At 66.0% G+C, this 17,316-nt stretch carries 13 protein-coding genes; 3 read left to right on the forward strand and 10 right to left on the reverse strand.

Annotation, left to right across the window (positions count from 1 at the left end; genetic code table 11):
• Positions 1 to 12: 12 nt before the first annotated feature.
• Positions 13 to 3,210 carry a type I restriction endonuclease subunit R gene (locus IJ15_RS0119570; protein ID WP_031940037.1) on the reverse strand — a complete coding sequence of 1,066 codons (3,198 nt, stop codon included), beginning with the start codon at positions 3,208 to 3,210 and terminating at the stop codon, positions 13 to 15.
• A 234-nt stretch (positions 3,211 to 3,444) separates the two neighbouring features.
• Here IJ15_RS0119570 and IJ15_RS0119575 point away from each other — a divergent pair, with 234 nt between their 5' ends.
• The gene (locus tag IJ15_RS0119575) at positions 3,445 to 4,116 is read left to right on the forward strand and encodes a DUF4352 domain-containing protein (protein ID WP_031940038.1); all 672 of its coding nucleotides are present in this window, start codon (positions 3,445 to 3,447) and stop codon (positions 4,114 to 4,116) included.
• A gap of 85 nt (positions 4,117 to 4,201) precedes the next feature.
• A complete protein-coding gene (locus IJ15_RS0119580; protein ID WP_031940039.1) occupies positions 4,202 to 5,983 on the forward strand; it encodes an EndoU domain-containing protein in 1,782 nt (593 codons plus the stop codon).
• A gap of 36 nt (positions 5,984 to 6,019) precedes the next feature.
• Here the strand turns inward: IJ15_RS0119580 and IJ15_RS0119585 are convergent, their stop codons facing one another.
• The 8 genes from IJ15_RS0119585 to IJ15_RS0119620 form a co-directional block, all read right to left on the reverse strand.
• A complete protein-coding gene (locus tag IJ15_RS0119585; RefSeq protein WP_081880829.1) occupies positions 6,020 to 7,597 on the reverse strand; it encodes an HNH endonuclease signature motif containing protein in 1,578 nt (525 codons plus the stop codon).
• Positions 7,598 to 7,673: 76 nt separating this feature from the next.
• Entirely contained in the window at positions 7,674 to 8,570 is an 897-nt protein-coding gene (locus tag IJ15_RS24910; RefSeq protein ID WP_156112163.1) for a hypothetical protein, read from the reverse strand.
• A gap of 41 nt (positions 8,571 to 8,611) precedes the next feature.
• Entirely contained in the window at positions 8,612 to 9,376 is a 765-nt protein-coding gene (locus IJ15_RS0119595) for a PASTA domain-containing protein (RefSeq protein WP_031940041.1), read from the reverse strand.
• 94 nt (positions 9,377 to 9,470) lie between these two features.
• The gene (locus IJ15_RS0119600; RefSeq protein WP_156112164.1) at positions 9,471 to 9,920 is read right to left on the reverse strand and encodes a DUF6508 domain-containing protein; all 450 of its coding nucleotides are present in this window, start codon (positions 9,918 to 9,920) and stop codon (positions 9,471 to 9,473) included.
• A 44-nt stretch (positions 9,921 to 9,964) separates the two neighbouring features.
• Positions 9,965 to 10,408, reverse strand: a complete 444-nt coding sequence (locus IJ15_RS0119605) for a hypothetical protein (RefSeq protein ID WP_031940043.1) — start codon at positions 10,406 to 10,408, stop codon at positions 9,965 to 9,967.
• 14 nt (positions 10,409 to 10,422) lie between these two features.
• Positions 10,423 to 11,709 (reverse strand): restriction endonuclease subunit S, encoded by a 1,287-nt coding sequence (locus IJ15_RS0119610; RefSeq protein ID WP_081880830.1) that lies wholly within the window; start codon positions 11,707 to 11,709, stop codon positions 10,423 to 10,425.
• The gene (locus tag IJ15_RS0119615; protein ID WP_031940045.1) at positions 11,706 to 13,319 is read right to left on the reverse strand and encodes a class I SAM-dependent DNA methyltransferase; all 1,614 of its coding nucleotides are present in this window, start codon (positions 13,317 to 13,319) and stop codon (positions 11,706 to 11,708) included. The genes IJ15_RS0119610 and IJ15_RS0119615 overlap by 4 nt, the downstream gene beginning before the upstream one ends.
• Positions 13,320 to 13,321: 2 nt before the next feature.
• Complete coding sequence (locus IJ15_RS0119620) at positions 13,322 to 15,394, reverse strand: hypothetical protein (RefSeq protein WP_051919249.1); 2,073 nt, start codon at positions 15,392 to 15,394, stop codon at positions 13,322 to 13,324.
• A 201-nt stretch (positions 15,395 to 15,595) separates the two neighbouring features.
• On the opposite strand from IJ15_RS0119620, the gene IJ15_RS25315 reads away from it, so the two are divergent.
• Positions 15,596 to 16,453 (forward strand): RNase H family protein, encoded by an 858-nt coding sequence (locus tag IJ15_RS25315; RefSeq protein ID WP_051919251.1) that lies wholly within the window; start codon positions 15,596 to 15,598, stop codon positions 16,451 to 16,453.
• A gap of 1 nt (position 16,454) precedes the next feature.
• Here the strand turns inward: IJ15_RS25315 and IJ15_RS26165 are convergent, their stop codons facing one another.
• Positions 16,455 to 17,231, reverse strand: a complete 777-nt coding sequence (locus tag IJ15_RS26165; protein WP_156112166.1) for a hypothetical protein — start codon at positions 17,229 to 17,231, stop codon at positions 16,455 to 16,457.
• Positions 17,232 to 17,316 lie beyond the last annotated feature (85 nt).

Here is a 17,316-nt window from a genome sequence, read left to right on the forward strand (position 1 = left end):
GCCGGTCCACGGTCAGGCCGCCATCGTCGGGGCGATGGCCTCCATCTGCTCGATGACCAGTTTGATCGCGTCCGGCTGACGGTCCGGCGGATACCCGTGCCGGGTCAGCAGCCGCTTGATCTGTGACCGAAGGCGGGCCTTGACGTCCTCCCGGACTGTCCAGTCGGTCGACGCGTCCCGGCGCATCACCGAGACCAGTTCCCGGGCGATGTCGGCGAGCTTGCCCTCGCCCTGCCCCTCGACCGCCGACTCGTTCTGCGCGACAGCGTCATAGAACGCCAGTTCGTTCTCGTCGAGGGGCGGCGTGAAGTGACTGCCGCGATTCGATTCGGCGGCCACCTCCTTCGCCATCTCCACCAGCGCGGCGATCACCTCGGCGGAGGTGAGCTGACTGTTGGTGTACTTCACCATCAACGTCTGGAGCTTCTCCGAGAAGGCCCGGAGCCGAACCACGTTGTGCTTGGCGGACTTGCGCGCCTCGTCGTTGATCAGCTTCCGCAACGCCTCGATCGCCAGATTGGGGTTCTTCGCGTCCTGCGCCTTGCGGATGAAGTCGACGTTGATGTCCGCCAGCGACGGCTTCGGGATCCCCGCCGCGTCGTAGATGTCGAGGACCTCACCGGATTCGACGGACGCCGCCATCAACTGACGCAGCGCCCGTTGGATGTCCTCGGGTACGGCCTGGCCCCGCGCGTAGCGTTCCTCCGCATCCCACTTGGCCATGTAGATGCGCACTTCCTCGAAGAACTGCGCCTTCCAGACCTGCTCGCGGAGCGCCTCCTGACTGCCGCAGATCGCCCATGCCCGCGACAGTTGCGACGCGAACTTGCGATAGCGGGCCGCGAGGGTCTCCTCGCCCTCCCCCACCTGGTTCTCGGGATTGCGGGGATCGCGCAGATGGTTGACGGTCGCATTGGCGGCATCGACATAGGCCCGCCGACCGGGTTTCTGCAGCCGCGCATTCCAGTCGAATCCGTGCAGGATCTTCTCGATGATCGTGATGAGATTCTTCACGGTGTCGACGGCGGTGTCGATGTCGCGCCCCATCGGCTTCTGCTGCCGATCGGTCTCGGTGTATTCCGCCAGCGCGTGCGCGAGATTGTCGGCCAGCGGCGCGTAGGCGACGAGCAGTCCGTCCTGCTTGCCGCGGAACGTGCGATTGACCCGCGCCAGCGCCTGCATCAGCAACGCGCCCTTGAGCGGCCGGTCGAGGTACATCGTGTGCAGCGGCGGCGCATCGAAGCCGGTGAGCATCATGTCCTTGACGATGACCAGCTCGAGCTCGTCGTCGATGTCCTTGATGCGCTTCTTGATCGCGGCGTTCTCCGAGTCCCGGCGCACGTGATCGCTGATCGGCGCCGTGTCGCTCGCGTTGCCGGAGTAGACGACCTTGATGCGCCCGGTGGACAGCTCGTCGCTGTGCCAGTCCGGGCGCAGTGCGACGATCTCCCGGTACAGGTTGGCGCAGATCTCGCGGGTGGCGCCGACGATCATCGCCTTCCCGGTCGCCGTCGGATCGTCCTGGGAATCGACGAACGGGCGCATCGCGGCCCGGCGGATCTCCCAGTGCTCGACCAGATCCGCGGCCAGCTTCTTCAACCGGGCGGGGGCACCGTAGACGGCGTTGATGACCGCGACGCTCTTCTCGATCCGGTCACGTTCGGTGTCGTCGAGCCCGAACGTCGCCTCGTCGACGGAGGCGTCGAGATCGTCCTCCGAGATGTCCTCGGCGAAAGCAACTTTGACGAGCCGGCTCTCGAAGTAGATCGGGACGGTGGCGCCGTCCTCGACCGCCCGCGTCAGGTCGTACGTGTCGATCGTCGGGCCGAACACGTCCTGGGTGTTGCGGTCCTCGAACGAGATCGGTGTGCCGGTGAACGCGATCAACGTCGCGTGCGGCAGCGCGTCCCGCAGGTGCCGGGCGTAGCCGTCGAGATTGTCGTAGTGGCTGCGGTGCGCCTCGTCCACGATGACGATGACGTTGCGGCGCGTGGTCAGCAGCGGATGACTGGCACCGGAATCCCGCTCCTCCTTGGTGCGACCGAACTTCTGCAACGTCGTGAAGTAGATGCCGCCGGTGGTGCGGCCGGACAGCTCCTGGCGCAGGTCCTCCCGCTTGCGGACCTGCTGCGGCTGTTCCGGGAGCAGCCGCGACCGCAGGAACGTCTCGTAGAGCTGGCCGTCGAGTTCGGTGCGGTCGGTGATCACCACGACCGTCGGGTTGGCGAGCGCCGGATGCCGGATCACCTGGTTGGCGTACAGCTCCATCTCCATGGACTTGCCGGAGCCCTGCGTGTGCCACACGACGCCGGCCTTGCCGTTGTCGGCCACCGCCTGCACGGTCTTGCCGACAGCCTTGCTCACCGCGAAGTACTGGTGCGGCTTGGCAATCCGCTTCAGCAGGCCGCTCTCGTCCCGGTCGAAGGCGGTGAAGTTCCGGAGCAGCTGCAGGAAGCGTTCCTGGTTGAACAGTCCGTGCAGCGCGGTGTCGAGCGGCGTCGCGCCGTCGGTCAGGGACTCGGTCGTGACAGGAACGCCGTAGTCGTCGACGTTCCAGGGCGAGAAGTGGTTGAACGGCGTGAACGGCGTTCCGTATCGCGCGGTGATCCCGTCCGAGATCACGTTGAAGACAGCGAATCTGAAGGCGAGCGGGAGTTCCTTCAGATACGTCCGCAACTGCGCGTGCGCCTGGACCAGGCCGGTGTTCTCGGATCCGGCCTTCTTGAGTTCGAGGACGCTGACGGGCATCCCGTTCAGGTACAGCACGATGTCGAACCGCCGGTGATGGTCGCCCTTCACCACCGTCACCTGGTTGACGGCGAGCCAGTCGTTGTCGTCCGGTTCCGCAGACAACAGCCGGATGGTGGGCGTGGTCTCCTCGCCCGACTCGTCGACGTAGGTGATCTTCCGGAGACCCTCGGTGAGGAACTGGTGGATCACCTCGTTCTCGGCGATGGCATCGGTCGAGCCGGCCGTCGCGACGGCGGCCACTGCCTCGTCCACGACGTGGTCGGGCAGGTACGGATTGAACCGGGCGATCGACGCCCGCAGGCGCGGCACGATCAGGAGCTCGTCCCACGACGCCCGCTCGCCCGAACCCGGCGCGATCTCCGCTCCCGCGGTGGGCTTCCACCCGAGTTCGCCGAGCACGTCGAGGGCCATCTGCTCCCAATCGTTCTCTGTCAGCGCGCGGCTTTCGATCACTGCCATGTCCTCCCTCACAACAACACAACAGGGCAAACAGTACCGGGCACCCGGCGGCGTCCTCATTGGTCACTTCAACCTCACTGATAACCCCGGTTATCAGACTTCTCCTTGGTATTGCCCTCGTTCATTCCTCACGATGGGGACATCACCGCAACGAACCTGTCAGTCCGTTGCGACCGAACGTGGCGACGGACGCCCCGCGTCCGATTCACTCGACCTCCATCCGAAGGACCCACCATGACTGCTCCTCAGAATCCCCTTGGGCCGAACCAGTTCCCGGCCACTCCCCCGCCTGCCCAGCCGGCGAAGAAGTCGAAGAAGTGGCCGTGGATCGTCGGCGCCATCGCGGCCGTCGTCGTGATCGGCGCGATCGGCAGTGGCGGCGAGGACGATCCGAAGCCCGCCACCGGCCAGGCCGCGGGAGCAGCCGTCGTCGCCGGCGATGCGGCAGCACCCGCGGCACCGGCGGCCGCACCGGCCGCGCCGGCCGCGCCGGCCGTGAAGGACGCGCTGCCGGGACTGAACGCACCGGTCCGCGACGGCAAGTTCGAGTTCGTCGTCACCGGCGTCGAGTCGGGCCTGTCCACGGTCGGCGACAACCCGTTCCTCACCGAGAAGGCGCAGGGGCAGTTCGTGGTCGTGACGATGACCGTGCAGAACACCTCCGACAAGCCGAAGGGCCTGAGCCCGAGCGACCAGGAGATGTACGACTCCCAGGGGCGCAAGTTCACCGCCGACACGTCGGCGGGAATCGCCCTCGAATCGGACGTCTCGTTCTGGGACGAGATCAACCCCGGCAACAAGGTGACGATGAAGGTCGTCTTCGACATGCCCGCCGACGCTGTGCCGGCCGAGATGGAACTGCACGACTCGGTGTTCTCGGGTGGCTCGCGCGTCGCACTTCGTTAGCGGCCCGACCGGGCGGGCGCGAGCGCTGGGGGGTGCCCGCGCCCGCCCGATTCATTTCGTCAGCAGATCAAGGGGAGGAACACACATGTCCGGCTCGGCCGCCGAACGCATCGCCACACTGGAGTACGCCGTGGGACCACGGCGCGGCATCGTCCACACGCACAATCCCGCGCACTGGGGGGCCAGCGGTGCGATCCGGCCCGACTGGATGTCCGCACCGCACGCCGCGGCGGTGGAATCCGCCGCGTCGGCGTTCCGCTACTCCGACGCCTGCGCACTCTGGCGGCATCTCGCGCAGCCGGTATCCGACCGCATCGAGATCACCCGCTGCAACGACGACGCGCTCGTCGCCTCACCCGACCCGGACGTGGTCTATCACGTCACGGGCATCCCCGGCATCTGGCATCAGGGACGGGATCCCCGCCACTACACCGCCGTCCCGGCCCGCGAGGTGCTCGACGAACTGCTCGACCGGCTCGACGACCACAGCGGCCTGCTGGACGCCCGGCCGGCAAGCGCCCACGCCATCTGGGACCATCTCGCCGAGTCCCGCGAGCAGAACGGCCCTCCGGTGTCGGAGAGCATCGGGCCGTACACCGGCTGGAGGCTGATCCCCGGGACTCGGGTTCGCGTCGAACCTCTGGGCCGGAACAACTTTCGCGACGCCGATCGGGTGGCGGCCATCCGATCGGTGATCGCCAGCGCCGGCGGAACGGTCGCCGAGTGGTGCGATGCGCACGACGCGCTGCTCCGGCCGTCGGGGGTCGGCAGTGATCTCGATGCGGACGACCGGCGACTGGTACGCGAGCTGTTCCTCGATCTCGTTCTCTGGCAGGCCGGTCGGACGTCAGTGGCCGGCACGGGAGGGATGCGGCACGACAGTCTCGGTGTGCACCGGCCTGCCGAGGTGGACGTGATGCTTCTCGGTATCGGTGCCGACCCGGACGGGCGCAAGCTCTTCATCGGCGCGGGCAGGGACGGATTCGAGTTCGCGGCCTACGCTGCCGACGCCGTCCCGGGGGCGGCGCAGCCGGTGTACCGACTGCTGGTGTCGCACGCGCGCATCCGCACCCTGTGCGACGGATGGGGGGCGCCGTCGCATGCGCATCCGCTGCCCGTCGTCAGCCTGTTCGCGGACGAGATCGGCGAGCTCGGGCCGCGGGAGTGGCTGCGGCGCAACGGCGTGGACGACTGGGCCGAGGAGCATCCTGAACCGGTCGTGACGCCGTCGTCGCGGGAACTCGCGGAGCAGTTCGCCGCCACCCTGTACCGACCGCCCGCCGGCGGTCACGGTGCCGGGGTGGGACTGCCGGGCAAGACCGAGTTTCCCGCCACCTGGTCGCGGGAGACGGTGATGGAGCGGATCGAGTCGACAACGGTCGAACCGTTGGCGCGAACGGTCATCGGCTGCACGGTGTTCGACGAACGCGAATTCGACGGCGTGTGGATCTGTGTGGTGTGGCGGCGCCGACCGGATTCCGAACCGCAGGTGGTCACCGCGTATCCGCTCAGCGGGGACGGCGTGGTGTTCAACGAACTGCCCGACGACTATCCGAGGAATCTGGTGCTTCCGGCGGCGACCGACCTGAGCAAGGCCGTGGACTCGGCACCGGACGAGTTGGTGCGCCTGGTCCGGAACGCCGTCTCCTGCGGCGAACCGTACGAGGCAATCCTCGCCGGCCTGCACATCGCCGACAGCCACCGCATCGCACTACCCCTCAGCCTCATGAACACCATCGCGCAACTCATCTTCGACAGGTACTTCGACGACGCCGACTACGCGGAACTCACCGACGTCTTCACGACCTTGGCGGAGCGTGACCACCCCGAATCGACCTGGGGGCCGGTGGGATGGCTGCCCGAGTGAACGTGCACCGACGGCGCCGCCGGCCGCCCACCGGCGTCAGAACGGTGCTGCAGCGCCCGTAGTGTCCGTCGAGTTGTGGTGGCCGGCCCGTCTCTGCTCGGATCCGCGGCGTCTGCGTTGCTGCAATGGGATGTGGCTTTCGAGGAGGAAGTCGAGGTCGAGTTCGGCGCGCGTGTAGTTCAGCCTTCGGAGAGTGTCCCTGTCGGTGAGTCGAGCGGCGAGTCGTGGATCGCCCCCGGCCCGCAGGCTCGACGGCGACATCGGATCGGAGAAGGGCCCCTCCGGACGTGTCTCGGTGGCCCGGCCCGTGGGGTCGACCCATTCGAGTCGGCCGGCCCCGACTTGGCGGACGGTCCAGTAGCCGAGTGTCTTGAGCCGGTGGTGGGTTCGACACAGGCACGCCAGGTTCGATTCAATGGTGAGTCCACCGCGGTCGGGGTTGTCGTGATCGAACGGGACGGTGTGGTCGAGGTCGCACGCGGTGGCGGGCACGCCGCAATTCGGGAAGCGGCACACACCGTCCCGGGTCCTGACGATCTCCGCCAACTGCGTGTTCGGCCGGTATCTTGTTGCCCGCAAGCGTTCTCGGGTTCGCGAGGCGACCGCTTGCGGGGAGTGCGCGGGTGACGGCAGAGCCGGGCCGATTCCGAGGACCGGCCCGGTGTCGCCGCTCCCGCTGAGCATCGCGCGGTCGGCTGCGGACAGCGTGAGGACCTGTTTCCACGTGGCATCAGCGGCAAGTTCGCGGGCGAGGTCGGCATCAATTGCGCCGTAGCCCGACAGGTAGCCGGGAGCGTCGTCGAATCCCAGCAGAGTCGCTGCGTCGACCCCGACGAGGACCTGGATCTGGACTCCGGAGCCACGTTTCGCTGTTGTGTCGACGCGCGCTGTGCAATCCGTTCGTCCACACCGGCATTCGAGGTGGGTGTGACCGGAAGCGAGCGTGACGAGGGCGTCTGCACGACGCTGGGCCTGCGTCCGCGGATCGCGCCCGCAGGCGTCGAAGGTCATGGCACGGAGTCTGGTTGCGAGGATACGGCCGTCCTCGGCGGGGAGCAGTCCGTCGAGCTGCGACATTGCGTCCTCGCCGGCGATCACGCGCACGTCGCGGTCCTCGGTGGCACGCCGGCGTCGTTCCCGCGCGCCGTCGGGATCGAGTCGGGCGATCAGGCGTCGAGCGCGTTCCTTCAGCCGGGTGGTGCTCGACCGATCCGCGCCGTCGAGCAGGCAGCGCTCGATCTCCTCGAGTTTGTCGTCGGACACGTTTGCCAGCGCCTCGGACAGTGCGTGGGCTTTCGCGAGATCGATCCGCCCGGCCTGGAACTGTGCACGAACCTGATGCAGGCGCCACCGCAGATCACAGCCGAGTCCGATCATTCGCCGCGCCGCCGTCTCGGTGAGCCCCAGAATGCCGGCGACCTCGACGTGCGCGAATTCGCCGTGGTGCGCCTCGTTCCGGCCGAGCCGCGCGTCCTCCTCGCAGCGGGTGACGAACAGCGTCGTCACCGCGTCGATCTCACCGAACTGTTCCCTCGCGATTCGGGCATGCCTCGCGACGAGGACGGCGGCCACGTCCGCGTCCGCCGTCTCCATCAACACCCCTGAATCGAACATATTTTCGACTCTAGTCCGCCTGGCCGACAATCTCAGGCGTTTGCCGAGATCCAGCCGGAACGAACGGTCTGCCGAATCAGCGAACGCTGCGTCCGCGCGGCTTGCCTGTCGAGGTGGAGGACTTCTGCGGCACGCTGCGCTGGATCCTCGGCTTGGTCGCGGATGGTGCGGCGGTGGGCGGCTGACGTCGCCGCGATGCGAGGGCGTGGATCGCTTCCCGACCTTCCGCTCGAATCCTGGCCATTCCGGCAACCTCACTCTGTACGGCCTTCTCGAGCGGCGGCGCCCCGAGCGCAGCGAGAGCCCTTTTCGAAGAAGCGATCTCCCTCTCCAGGGGAAGACACGTTCCGCACCGCCAACGGTCCTCGTACCGCGACAGATTCTTGACCTCCAGGCACACTCCGCACCGTTTCGGCTGCGGCGCGGGCACCGCCTTCGGCACCGGCGCCGGGCGGGGGATCGGTTGTGCCTGCACCTTCGCCTTCGGAGCCGGCGGCGGGCTCGGGGTCGGCCTGGGTGTCGACTGCTGCGCCCGCACAGGTTCGGACGGCTGCACGGGCTTGGGCGGGCGAATGACGTCCAGTTCCGCTTCGAGTTTCGCCACCCGCTCGCGCTTGCTCTCGATCAGGGCCGAAAGTTCGCTCACGAGGCCGCTCGGGGACTGTTCGAGGTAGCGGAGCTCCGCCTCGGCCTGCCGGTACTCCTCCTCGAGTTGAGCGACACGGCGTCGGTCGACGATGGCCGTCTCGCAGGCGGCCAACCTGCCTGCAGGCAAGTCGGATTCACCGAACACAGCCATTGCGAGTTCGGTGCGGGCGCGGTTCCAGGCCAGTACGCGCGGCTGGAGATTCACCTCCAGGGATTCCTCTTCCGCGACGAGTGCGAGCGCGAACTCGAGTTCGTCGGTCAATGCCCGAGCGGCAGACCGGGCCCGATCCAGCAGTGCATTCAGATCGTCTACCGAACTGGTCAATCCTCAATCCTTTGTTTCAGTTTCACGCACGCCGGAGCGTGTCAGGAACAGTCTCCGGGTTCCCCCTGCTTGACGACCGACAGCATCGCGTCACCCTCGGAGATCGGGGCACCGGCTGCGGGATTCTGTGCCACGACCACCCAGTTGCGGTCCGAGATCTGCATGCGCCCCTTGCCTGTCGCGTCCTCGCTCTGCGAGTAGTAAACGCCGGCCTCCTGGATCGTGTCCTGCGCCTTCTGCAGGTTCATGCACATCACGTTCGGCATCAACGCTTGCGCCGTACCGGTACCGGCCGATGCGGCCGAAGTCGGTTGCTGGGCAAGCGGTGCCTGCACGGCGGGTGCTGCGGGCGGTGCAGGTGCCGCAGGCGCCGGAACCGGTGTCGCGGACGTCTTGGTGGTGTCCTCCGTCGACGAGTCAGGGTCGAGTCCATCGCTGATGTCACCGATGATCCCGATCAGGACGAACACAGCAGCGAATGCGGATGCGATGACGACACCCCGACGGACAGGCTTCTTCGCCGGCGCCTCCGGCGGCGGCGCGAAGGCCGCGGACGTATCGCCGGCGAGGAACGCCTCGTGCCCGGCCTGGGCGCGGGCGGCCAGGGCGTCCTTCTCGGCCTTGATCCGCGCGAAGTGATCGCGGATCGGTCTTCCGATGGCGAGGTACCACAGGCCCGCCGCCATGATCAGGAAGATCGCGACGGAGCCGAAGTCGAGTTGCACGAGGCTGACGATCGCCAGCCAGGTCGCGACGCCGGCGAAGAGTCCGGCAATGACACGAAGGTACGGGGTTACGGCGTTCATCATCTTCCTGGTGCGGTGCAGGGACAGGCTGGGTGCCCGCCGATTCTGACGTGATTGTGACAGGTGCCACCGACGGTTCGGACAGGTGCCACGACTACAACTCAGTGGCCAGAACGAGTAGACGATCGAACAGTGCCGGCATCGTGCCATTGTCGAAGACGCCGACGAGCGCACCCTCGCAGAATCGATCAGCGAGAACCAGTCTCGTCATCAATCCCAGCACCTCGGCGACATCGAAGCCTGCCACCACCGGGCCGACATCTCCGCGCTCCGGCAGTCGCTCGACAGCTGGTTTCGCGAGTCCGACGAACGCGGGTTCCAACAACCGGTGGGTGTGAAGCCACTGCACCGATTCGGTGACCAACGGATCCTCGACGGTGTAGCCGAACCCCAACACGCCAGCCCGGGTCGGCTCCGAACGCTTCACGTATCCGAATTCACCTTCGTGCAGTCGAATTCGTTCGACGAGCATCCGCAACTCAGCGACATCCTGCGGGTTCAGCGCCGCCAGGGCGTCTTCCGGTACGCGAGTAGCGCGATCCATCATTGCCTGTCCCCCCGTTCTTCAGCAGCGAATGCGGCGGCCGCCTACTGCTCACCGACTGGTTGGAAGTCGAGCAATCGTTCCAGGAGCGGCGGCAGCATTCCAGACTCCAGTGCGTCGCGGGTCGCCCGCTCCGATGGGCGACCGACGCCAATAGTGTTGGCGATCATCCCGAGAACCTCGGTCGGACCGAGCCGCAGGGCAAGATTCCGCATGCCCATCAGGTTCAGTTGATCGACCACCCACTTCCCTTCGAGGCCATCGGGGCCGATCAACTGGTGGTCATGGAGGAAAGTCACGATCTCGTCCACGATCGGATCGGGTGCGTCTTCACGGTTCCACTGGACCCGGAAGTTCGATCCATCAGCCGGCCAATGCGTTTCGATCCGCTCGACCAGCGACCGCAGGTGCGCCCAGGCTTCCTGGTCGAGATCCGCGATCACCTGCGGGGCACCGAATTCGACGATCCCGGGCTGCCCCGCATCCAATCCAGTCCCGTCCCTCACAGCACCGCTTCGACCTGACGCTCCGCATCACGGACACGGAGTTCCCCGGACATCAGACGTGGGAGCAAGGCGTCGCGAGTGGCGGCGAGGGTGCGGGATTCCTTCCTGGACGACGCAAGCAGTGAGTCCAACGGCTCTAGCGTTCGGGCAAGTTCGCGCTGCCTCGAGATTGCGGGCAGATTCAACTTCAGCGATCGCATGTCGGCGAGGTTTATGTAGTCCGCCATGTCAGTATTCGACTTGAGGTACAGCGCCTGTCGCCGAAATTCGTCCGAGGCCAGCCATCGCCGCAAGTACGTCCGCTCGATCTCGGCATTCTCACGTACACGGAAGAAGCAGATCTGCGGACTGTAGACCACCTCGTCGCCGCCTCCCTCGTACACTGCGATCCGGCCAACCGTTCCCTTAGTCGTCAGGAGAATGTCGCCGGGCTCACCAGCTTTCGCCCCAATCGACGAGCGGCGGTCTGCCGACACGAAGTCGGACCCCTCAGCCGCTACCTCCCCCCCAACGATGTCCGCAACCCGAATGATTCGGAAGCCATTTTCCCTCAGCTCACTACTCTTAGTCCGGTAGCCATCACTGAAAAGAAGACCACCCATCCCAGCCAATTCACCAATTGTCGTCTCAGAAAAGCCGACAGATCTGCCAGACCCCGCGGGCTCAGAGTTGGACTTCGTCAGTCGCGTGAAATGCGCATCTGCGAGAGAATCGATCGTCTCCGCGAGCTTGCGGTTCGCGGCGATCTTATCATCGAGGGCTCCGAGGACTTCGGCAATAGCGGATTGTTCGGCGATCGGCGGCACGCTAACTGACATCTTGCCGACACGTGTAATGTATATGTGCTTGATGGTCGATCCGTCGGAATCGTTTTCCATCAACTTCTGGTAGTGCGGCGCCTGAAGCAGGTATGACAGAAAGTCAGAACTGATGCGTTCGTTCGGGCGCATGGTGGCAACGGACTGGTTGATGCAAACCATCTCACGATCACACACCGCAACTCGGCCTATGCTGCCGTCCTTAGTCAGAAGAACATCACCTACGCGCGGCCGACTCTTCTCCGTGAGCAGGTTGGAATAGGCGTCAATTGAGGTATGTCGCGCAGTCGAATAGTCGATGGCGCCGTCGTGAATATCTTTCGCTGTCACCAAATACGGGCCTTCACCGGTCGTCGGCATCGGATTGGTGAAGCCGTAGGTGATTCTCTCGACAAAATTCGCCAGCGGTTCGATGGACCACCCCGCTCGGGAAGGCTCGGCGAGATGGCGCATCCCTAGGCTCACAAAACCCTCCCCAACTGCTCGCGCACGACTTCCTGCAACCGCGCCGATTTGTCGAACTGCTCGTACAGTTCCTTGGTCAGCCGCTCCAGCTTCTCCGCGATCGGCTCGCCATCGTCCTCAATCGGCGCAGCACCGACGTAGCGGCCGGGTGTGAGTGCGTAGTCGGCTTCCTTGATTTCGGCGAGGGTGGCCGAGTAGCAGAAGCCCGCCTCATCCTCGTAGACAGAACCTGAAGCGGATTCCGTTCCGCGCCAAGCGTGGAACGTGCCGGCGATCTTGGCGATGTCGTCGTCGCTCAGTGCCCGCTCGGCGCGGTCGACCATGTAGCCCATGCTGCGGGCGTCGATGAACAGCACCTGACCTTGGCGGTCGATCTTGCCCTTGGGGCCGACAGCCTTGTCCTTCGCGAAGAACCACACGCACACCGGGATACCGGTGCTACGGAACAATTGTGTCGGCAGCGCGATCATGCACGAGACCAGGTCCGCCTCCACCAACTGTGCCCGAATCTCGCCCTCGCCACCGGAATTCGACGACATCGAACCGTTGGCCATGACGACGCCGGCGCTGCCGCGCTCGGCGAGCTTCGAGATGATGTGCTGGATCCACGCGTAGTTCGCGTTGCCCGCCGGCGGAACACCGAACTTCCAGCGCTTATCGTCCTCCTTGCGGGTCCAGTCCTTGATGTTGAACGGCGGATTGGCAAGAATGAAGTCCGCCAACAGATCCGGATGCTTGTCGTGGGCGAAAGTGTCTTCCCAGCGGTCCCCGAGGTTGCCGGTGATGCCGTGGATCGCGAGGTTCATCTTCGCCATCCGCCACGTGCGCTCGTTGAGTTCCTGGCCGTACACCGCCACCTCGGTGGGGTTGCCGCCGTGCCGCTCCACGAACTTCTCGGTCTGCACGAACATGCCACCCGAACCACAAGCCGGGTCGTACACGCGACCGCTGTACGGCTCGAGCATCTCGACCAGCACCCGCACCACACCGGCGGGCGTGTAGAACTCGCCACCGCGCTTGCCCTCCGCACGCGCGAACTTCTCGAGGAAGTACTCGTACACCTCGCCCAGCAGGTCCCGCGCCTTCGTGGCGCCGTGCCCGGTGAAGCGGGTGTCACCGAACAGGTCGATCAGCTCACCGAGCCGGCGCTGGTCGACACTCTCCCGGTTGAAGATCATCGGAAGCGTGCCTGCGAGAGTGGAATTGGCCTTCATCAGCTCCTGCATCGCACCGTCGATGAGCTGACCGACCGTCCGACCCTCGACACCGACGGCCTCCTGGATGCCCTTGGCGTTCTGCGCGAGATGCAACCAACGCGCCGACTCCGGCACCCAGAAGACACTGCTGCCGAGGTATTCGTCCTCGTCGTCGATGAGCGTCCCGATCTGCTCGTCGTTCATCCCCTCCGCGATCAGTTCCTCCCGGATCTGCTCACGGCGCTCGTCGAACGCGTCGGAGACGTACTTGAGGAACACCAGTCCGAGGATCACGTCCTTGTACTGCGAGGCATCCATGGAGCCGCGCAGCTTGTCCGCGGCCTTCCACAGTGTGTCCTTGAGTTCCTTCATCGTCGACGGCGCGGAGACCGCGGCCTTCTTCCTCGGTGGCATCGTCAGCCTTTCTCTGGGACGGTCGGTGGTGCCGGTGCGACGGTGAGCGCTCCGTGCGCCACGCCGTCCACCAGTGTGATGGTCAAGTCGTCGATGGTGTGCAGCAGTCGTCGAGCAGCTGCCCGACGCTCCCGGAGGTCGGCGAGGGCGGCGGTGACCACACCCACCTGGTCGGCCTGCACTCGCGGGATCTCCCACGTCTTCCACGCCGATCCGCTGCGGATCGCCCCCGGCGGTTTGGCCCCCACCCCGCGGCTCTGCAGATGCCGCGCAACAAGTTCCGGGATCAGCCCGGATGCGGCCGAATCCGCGATCCGGAGGATCCGCGCCGGCCACATCGCCACCGATGAGCCCTCGACATCGACGATCACCCCGAACGACGGGCTGGTGCAGAAGACGATGTCTCCCGGCTCGGTGTAGCGGCCACTGGGATAGTCGGTGACGAACGTCAGACGGTCGATGCCCCGTGACCCGATCTCGCAGCGACCGAGGACCTCGTCGGCACCGATGACCGGCACCGCACCGTCTGCTTCGATGTCGACGGCGTCGATCCGGTTGCCCGACAGCACTCGGAGTTCCTTCGCGGCTGCAAGTTCGCCGGCCGTCTGGAACTGCTGGTCCTTCGCCGCTCGGTACTCCACCCACAGATCGAGTCCACCGCCGGCAACCTCAGCCGCGTCGATGGCGCCCACCAGCTCGAGCACGCGGGCCGCGGCCTCACCGGCATCGACCCGAGGGCGGTGCACCTTCGGCTTCGCGGTGAGCACGCCGCCGGTCGCCAGCAGTTCCGCAATCTTGTGGACGTGACTGAACCGAAACGCATGGGCGCGCACCGATTTCCACGTACCCATCGCGGCAGCCACGTCCGCGATCACGCCGTCGACGACGTCGTCCGCGAGCTCGACTGCGCTGAGATCGGCCAGCACCGTGTGCCGTTCTGCGACCGAGATGGTGCCGTCCTGCGCACCCAACACCCACAACGCCATCGACGTCCCTGGGCGGGCCGGCAGCAGTCCCTCCGACAGCCGGATGACAGCCCGCAGGTGGCCCGAGCGCAGCAGGTCCGAGCGCACCGAATCGGCGTCGCGATCACGAAGCGGGTCGACTAACGTCGCCGCCGGACCGATGATCACCGCGCACTGACCCGGACCCATCTGCAACGAGATGTTCTCGATCTCCGCGAGGACGTCGACATCCGAATAGTCGATCGTGGACGCCGACGGGTACTGGGTGAGAAAGACCGCAGGACGGCCGACGCTGAAGTCGGCACCGAACCCACCCTCCGGCGGACTCTCGCGCCGCAACCCGTGCGCCGCCAGCCGCCGCAGCGCCAGGCGCGCCGCCGGAACGGACGACGCTCCGGTCATGACCGTCGGCTCCGCGTACTCGGGCAATGCGGCCCGCACTGCGACCAGCAAGTCGGTGCTCGTCGGCGCCGGGTCCACGAACAGCGTGTCGTGGTCGTCCGCGAGAGCCACACTCACCCGTGCGCACAGCGACAACGCGGCAGGGGTCAGCGCCGTGTCGGACAGTTCGGGGCGCTGCATCCGGAACCGGCGCGCCATCACGGACTCGAACGCATCCACCGCGGTGAACGCCGCGTCGGACATCCGATCGGTGTACCGCGCAAAGGTCCCGAGTTCCTCACCCAGTGCCGCGATCTCGTCGCAGAGGAACTCGTTGTCCGGATCGAGTTCCTCCACCTCGTCGAGCAGGTCGTCCGGAGTCAGCTCACCGAGCGACTCCCCCAGCATCGTCTTGACCGCCAGCAGAGCCGTCACACCGTCGATCACGGCATGCGGGTGCAGCGAGGTCCCGTGGTCGAGCGCGGCGTGGATCGCGACGTCCTCGGCAAAGGAACTGTTGTTGCCGAGCCCTCGAGACCGCAGCCACTCGACAACCTCGTCTGCGTCGAACTTGTCCAGGATGCCGTCGACGACTGTCGGCCGAGGGAAGGGGCGATCCTCACCGCAGTAGCGCCGTGCCCACGCGGAGACGACCGCACGCCGCACCTTCGCCAGCTTCGCGATGTCCGGCCGGGTGAGAAGCAGGGGTGACTGTTCGGACTGACGCATGCGTCGGACTCCCCCCACCTCGCCTCGAGCCGGCCCGATCGACGGCCGCCTGACGCAATCTATCCGATCCGACCGATCTTCCAGACAGTTGCCGCAATGAACTGGGCGATAACCCCGATTATCAAAGGTTGACCGCAATTTGTCGTACCGGCCGGGCATTCTGTTCGTGTTCCCGAACGTAAGGAGAAGCCCTTGCTTGCTGTGATTCACGCCCGCAAGAACCGCGGCCTCGACGGCGGCGTCGCCCGCGCAGTCGCCGTGTGGCAGTCGGACGCCGAAACCCACACGCGCCTGTTCATCCGCGAGGACGCGACCGAAGCGTCGTACTTCGCGGCCGCGCTCGACGCGTTCTCGTTCCTCCTCGACCTCTCGGCCGCCGGCGCGGAGCCCATCCTGCTCCACGTCACCGACAACACCCTCCGCAAGGAGATTGCCTACGTCCTCGACGCGTTCCCGTCGGTCACCATGGCCGGGGTGGCGCGCGGCGCCGTCGCAGACCTCTCGCGGACGGGCCTCGACGCCCTCGATGCCGACGCCGGCGCACGGACCGCTGCCCACGAAGAACTCGAACGCCTGCGGATCGCGGCGTTGCCGGAGTTGACCGTCGCCACCGACGCCTCCAAGTCACGCCGCCGGGGTGTCGGCGTGGCCTGCGTGAGCGAAGAAGGCGGCCGTCATCAGCGAATGGTTCCGAACGTCAAGACGGTGGTCACGGGCGAGCTGCTTGCAATCGAACTCGCGATCGACCGGTTCACCGACCGTCGCCTCCACATTCTCACCGACAGTCGGGCCGCACTGCAGTACCTCGGGGTCCTGCCGTCCGCTCGGTCACTGCCGCGTGACGGGGAGGCCATCGCGGTCGTCGACCGGATCCGGCACTCGCTGACCGGTCGATCCGTGCGGTTCTCCTGGGTGCGCGGGCACAACGGGCACCTGCTGAACGAGACCGCCGACCGACTCGCCGTCGCAGCCAGACGCGCCCACGAGGCACAGATCCCCACCGCGATCCGCCGGGCCGTCGCGGAGCGAATCGTCGAACCCGTCCTCGCTGCAGCCTGATTCAGGCCGTCAGAGCGCCGCCCAGGAGCCGGTCGACGGCACGACCGTCGGCCAGTTCCTGGCGGTCCTCCGGATGCTCGAGGTAGTAGCGGAGGAACCAGTACAACGGCACCGCACCGACATCGAACTGGTCAGCCTTGATCGTGATCGTCGGCGGCGACTTCAGCACACTCGCGAACGGGCCGCGGTAGTGCTTGTCCACCGAAGGACTGTCCCCCGTTCTCAAACTGATCCTGATCGCGGAGTTTCGCTGGTACTCAAGGAGACTGATTGCCTCCAGCGACTCGATCCGGTCCCACGCGACCGACTGCGTCTCGATTCCCCGTCGTACCCTGAGTTCCTCAGGCGTGCAGACGATGCAAGGATGCTGCAGCTGACCGGTCGCGAGGAGCGCGCCATAGATCACGAACCACAATCCCATTGCTCCGACAACGCAGGGAAAGAACAGCTGTTGACCGGAAGTCATCGGAAATGTGTAAGCGCCGGTGAACATTCCGATGGAGAAGACTACACAGGCAACCGCGCCAGCGAGGAGGGAGCCCGGAAGGGTCCAGGTCGACAGCCTGTTCCCCGATACGATCGTTCCTCCCGAATCCCGCGCGATCGATGCACGACTGGCTCTGGTTCTCATGCGTGCGCTGATCACCTCGATGCCTGGCACGCACATGAGCGCAACTCCGAGAAACGCGGGCAGATAGAACCAGAGGTATCCGAATCTGCTATCAGCAACAGCGGTGACGGTCTGCCACGCCCACAGCAGCGCCATGGATGCCGCCATCACCAAACCTGCGATTGAGAGCCAACGCATCTTTCGCGAGTAATCCCAGCCTGGCGGAACATTGGAGCCCGCACGGATCCGTTGA

Origin of the sequence: Prescottella defluvii (genome assembly GCF_000738775.1) — a bacterium.
In the GTDB taxonomy this organism is placed as follows: Bacteria; Actinomycetota; Actinomycetes; order Mycobacteriales; family Mycobacteriaceae; genus Prescottella; species Prescottella defluvii.

What these genes read in the sequence shown, in the direction of transcription:
- IJ15_RS26165 (WP_156112166.1), bottom strand. Translation starts at nt 17,231, where the DNA reads ATGGCGGCATCCATGGCGCTGCTGTGGGCGTGGCAGACCGTCACCGCT.
- IJ15_RS0119620 (WP_051919249.1), bottom strand. Translation starts at nt 15,394, where the DNA reads ATGCGTCAGTCCGAACAGTCACCCCTGCTTCTCACCCGGCCGGACATC.
- IJ15_RS0119580 (WP_031940039.1), top strand. Translation starts at nt 4,202, where the DNA reads ATGTCCGGCTCGGCCGCCGAACGCATCGCCACACTGGAGTACGCCGTG.
- IJ15_RS0119595 (WP_031940041.1), bottom strand. Translation starts at nt 9,376, where the DNA reads ATGAACGCCGTAACCCCGTACCTTCGTGTCATTGCCGGACTCTTCGCC.
- IJ15_RS0119615 (WP_031940045.1), bottom strand. Translation starts at nt 13,319, where the DNA reads ATGCCACCGAGGAAGAAGGCCGCGGTCTCCGCGCCGTCGACGATGAAG.
- IJ15_RS0119600 (WP_156112164.1), bottom strand. Translation starts at nt 9,920, where the DNA reads ATGGATCGCGCTACTCGCGTACCGGAAGACGCCCTGGCGGCGCTGAAC.
- IJ15_RS0119585 (WP_081880829.1), bottom strand. Translation starts at nt 7,597, where the DNA reads ATGTTCGATTCAGGGGTGTTGATGGAGACGGCGGACGCGGACGTGGCC.
- IJ15_RS0119570 (WP_031940037.1), bottom strand. Translation starts at nt 3,210, where the DNA reads ATGGCAGTGATCGAAAGCCGCGCGCTGACAGAGAACGATTGGGAGCAG.
- IJ15_RS0119575 (WP_031940038.1), top strand. Translation starts at nt 3,445, where the DNA reads ATGACTGCTCCTCAGAATCCCCTTGGGCCGAACCAGTTCCCGGCCACT.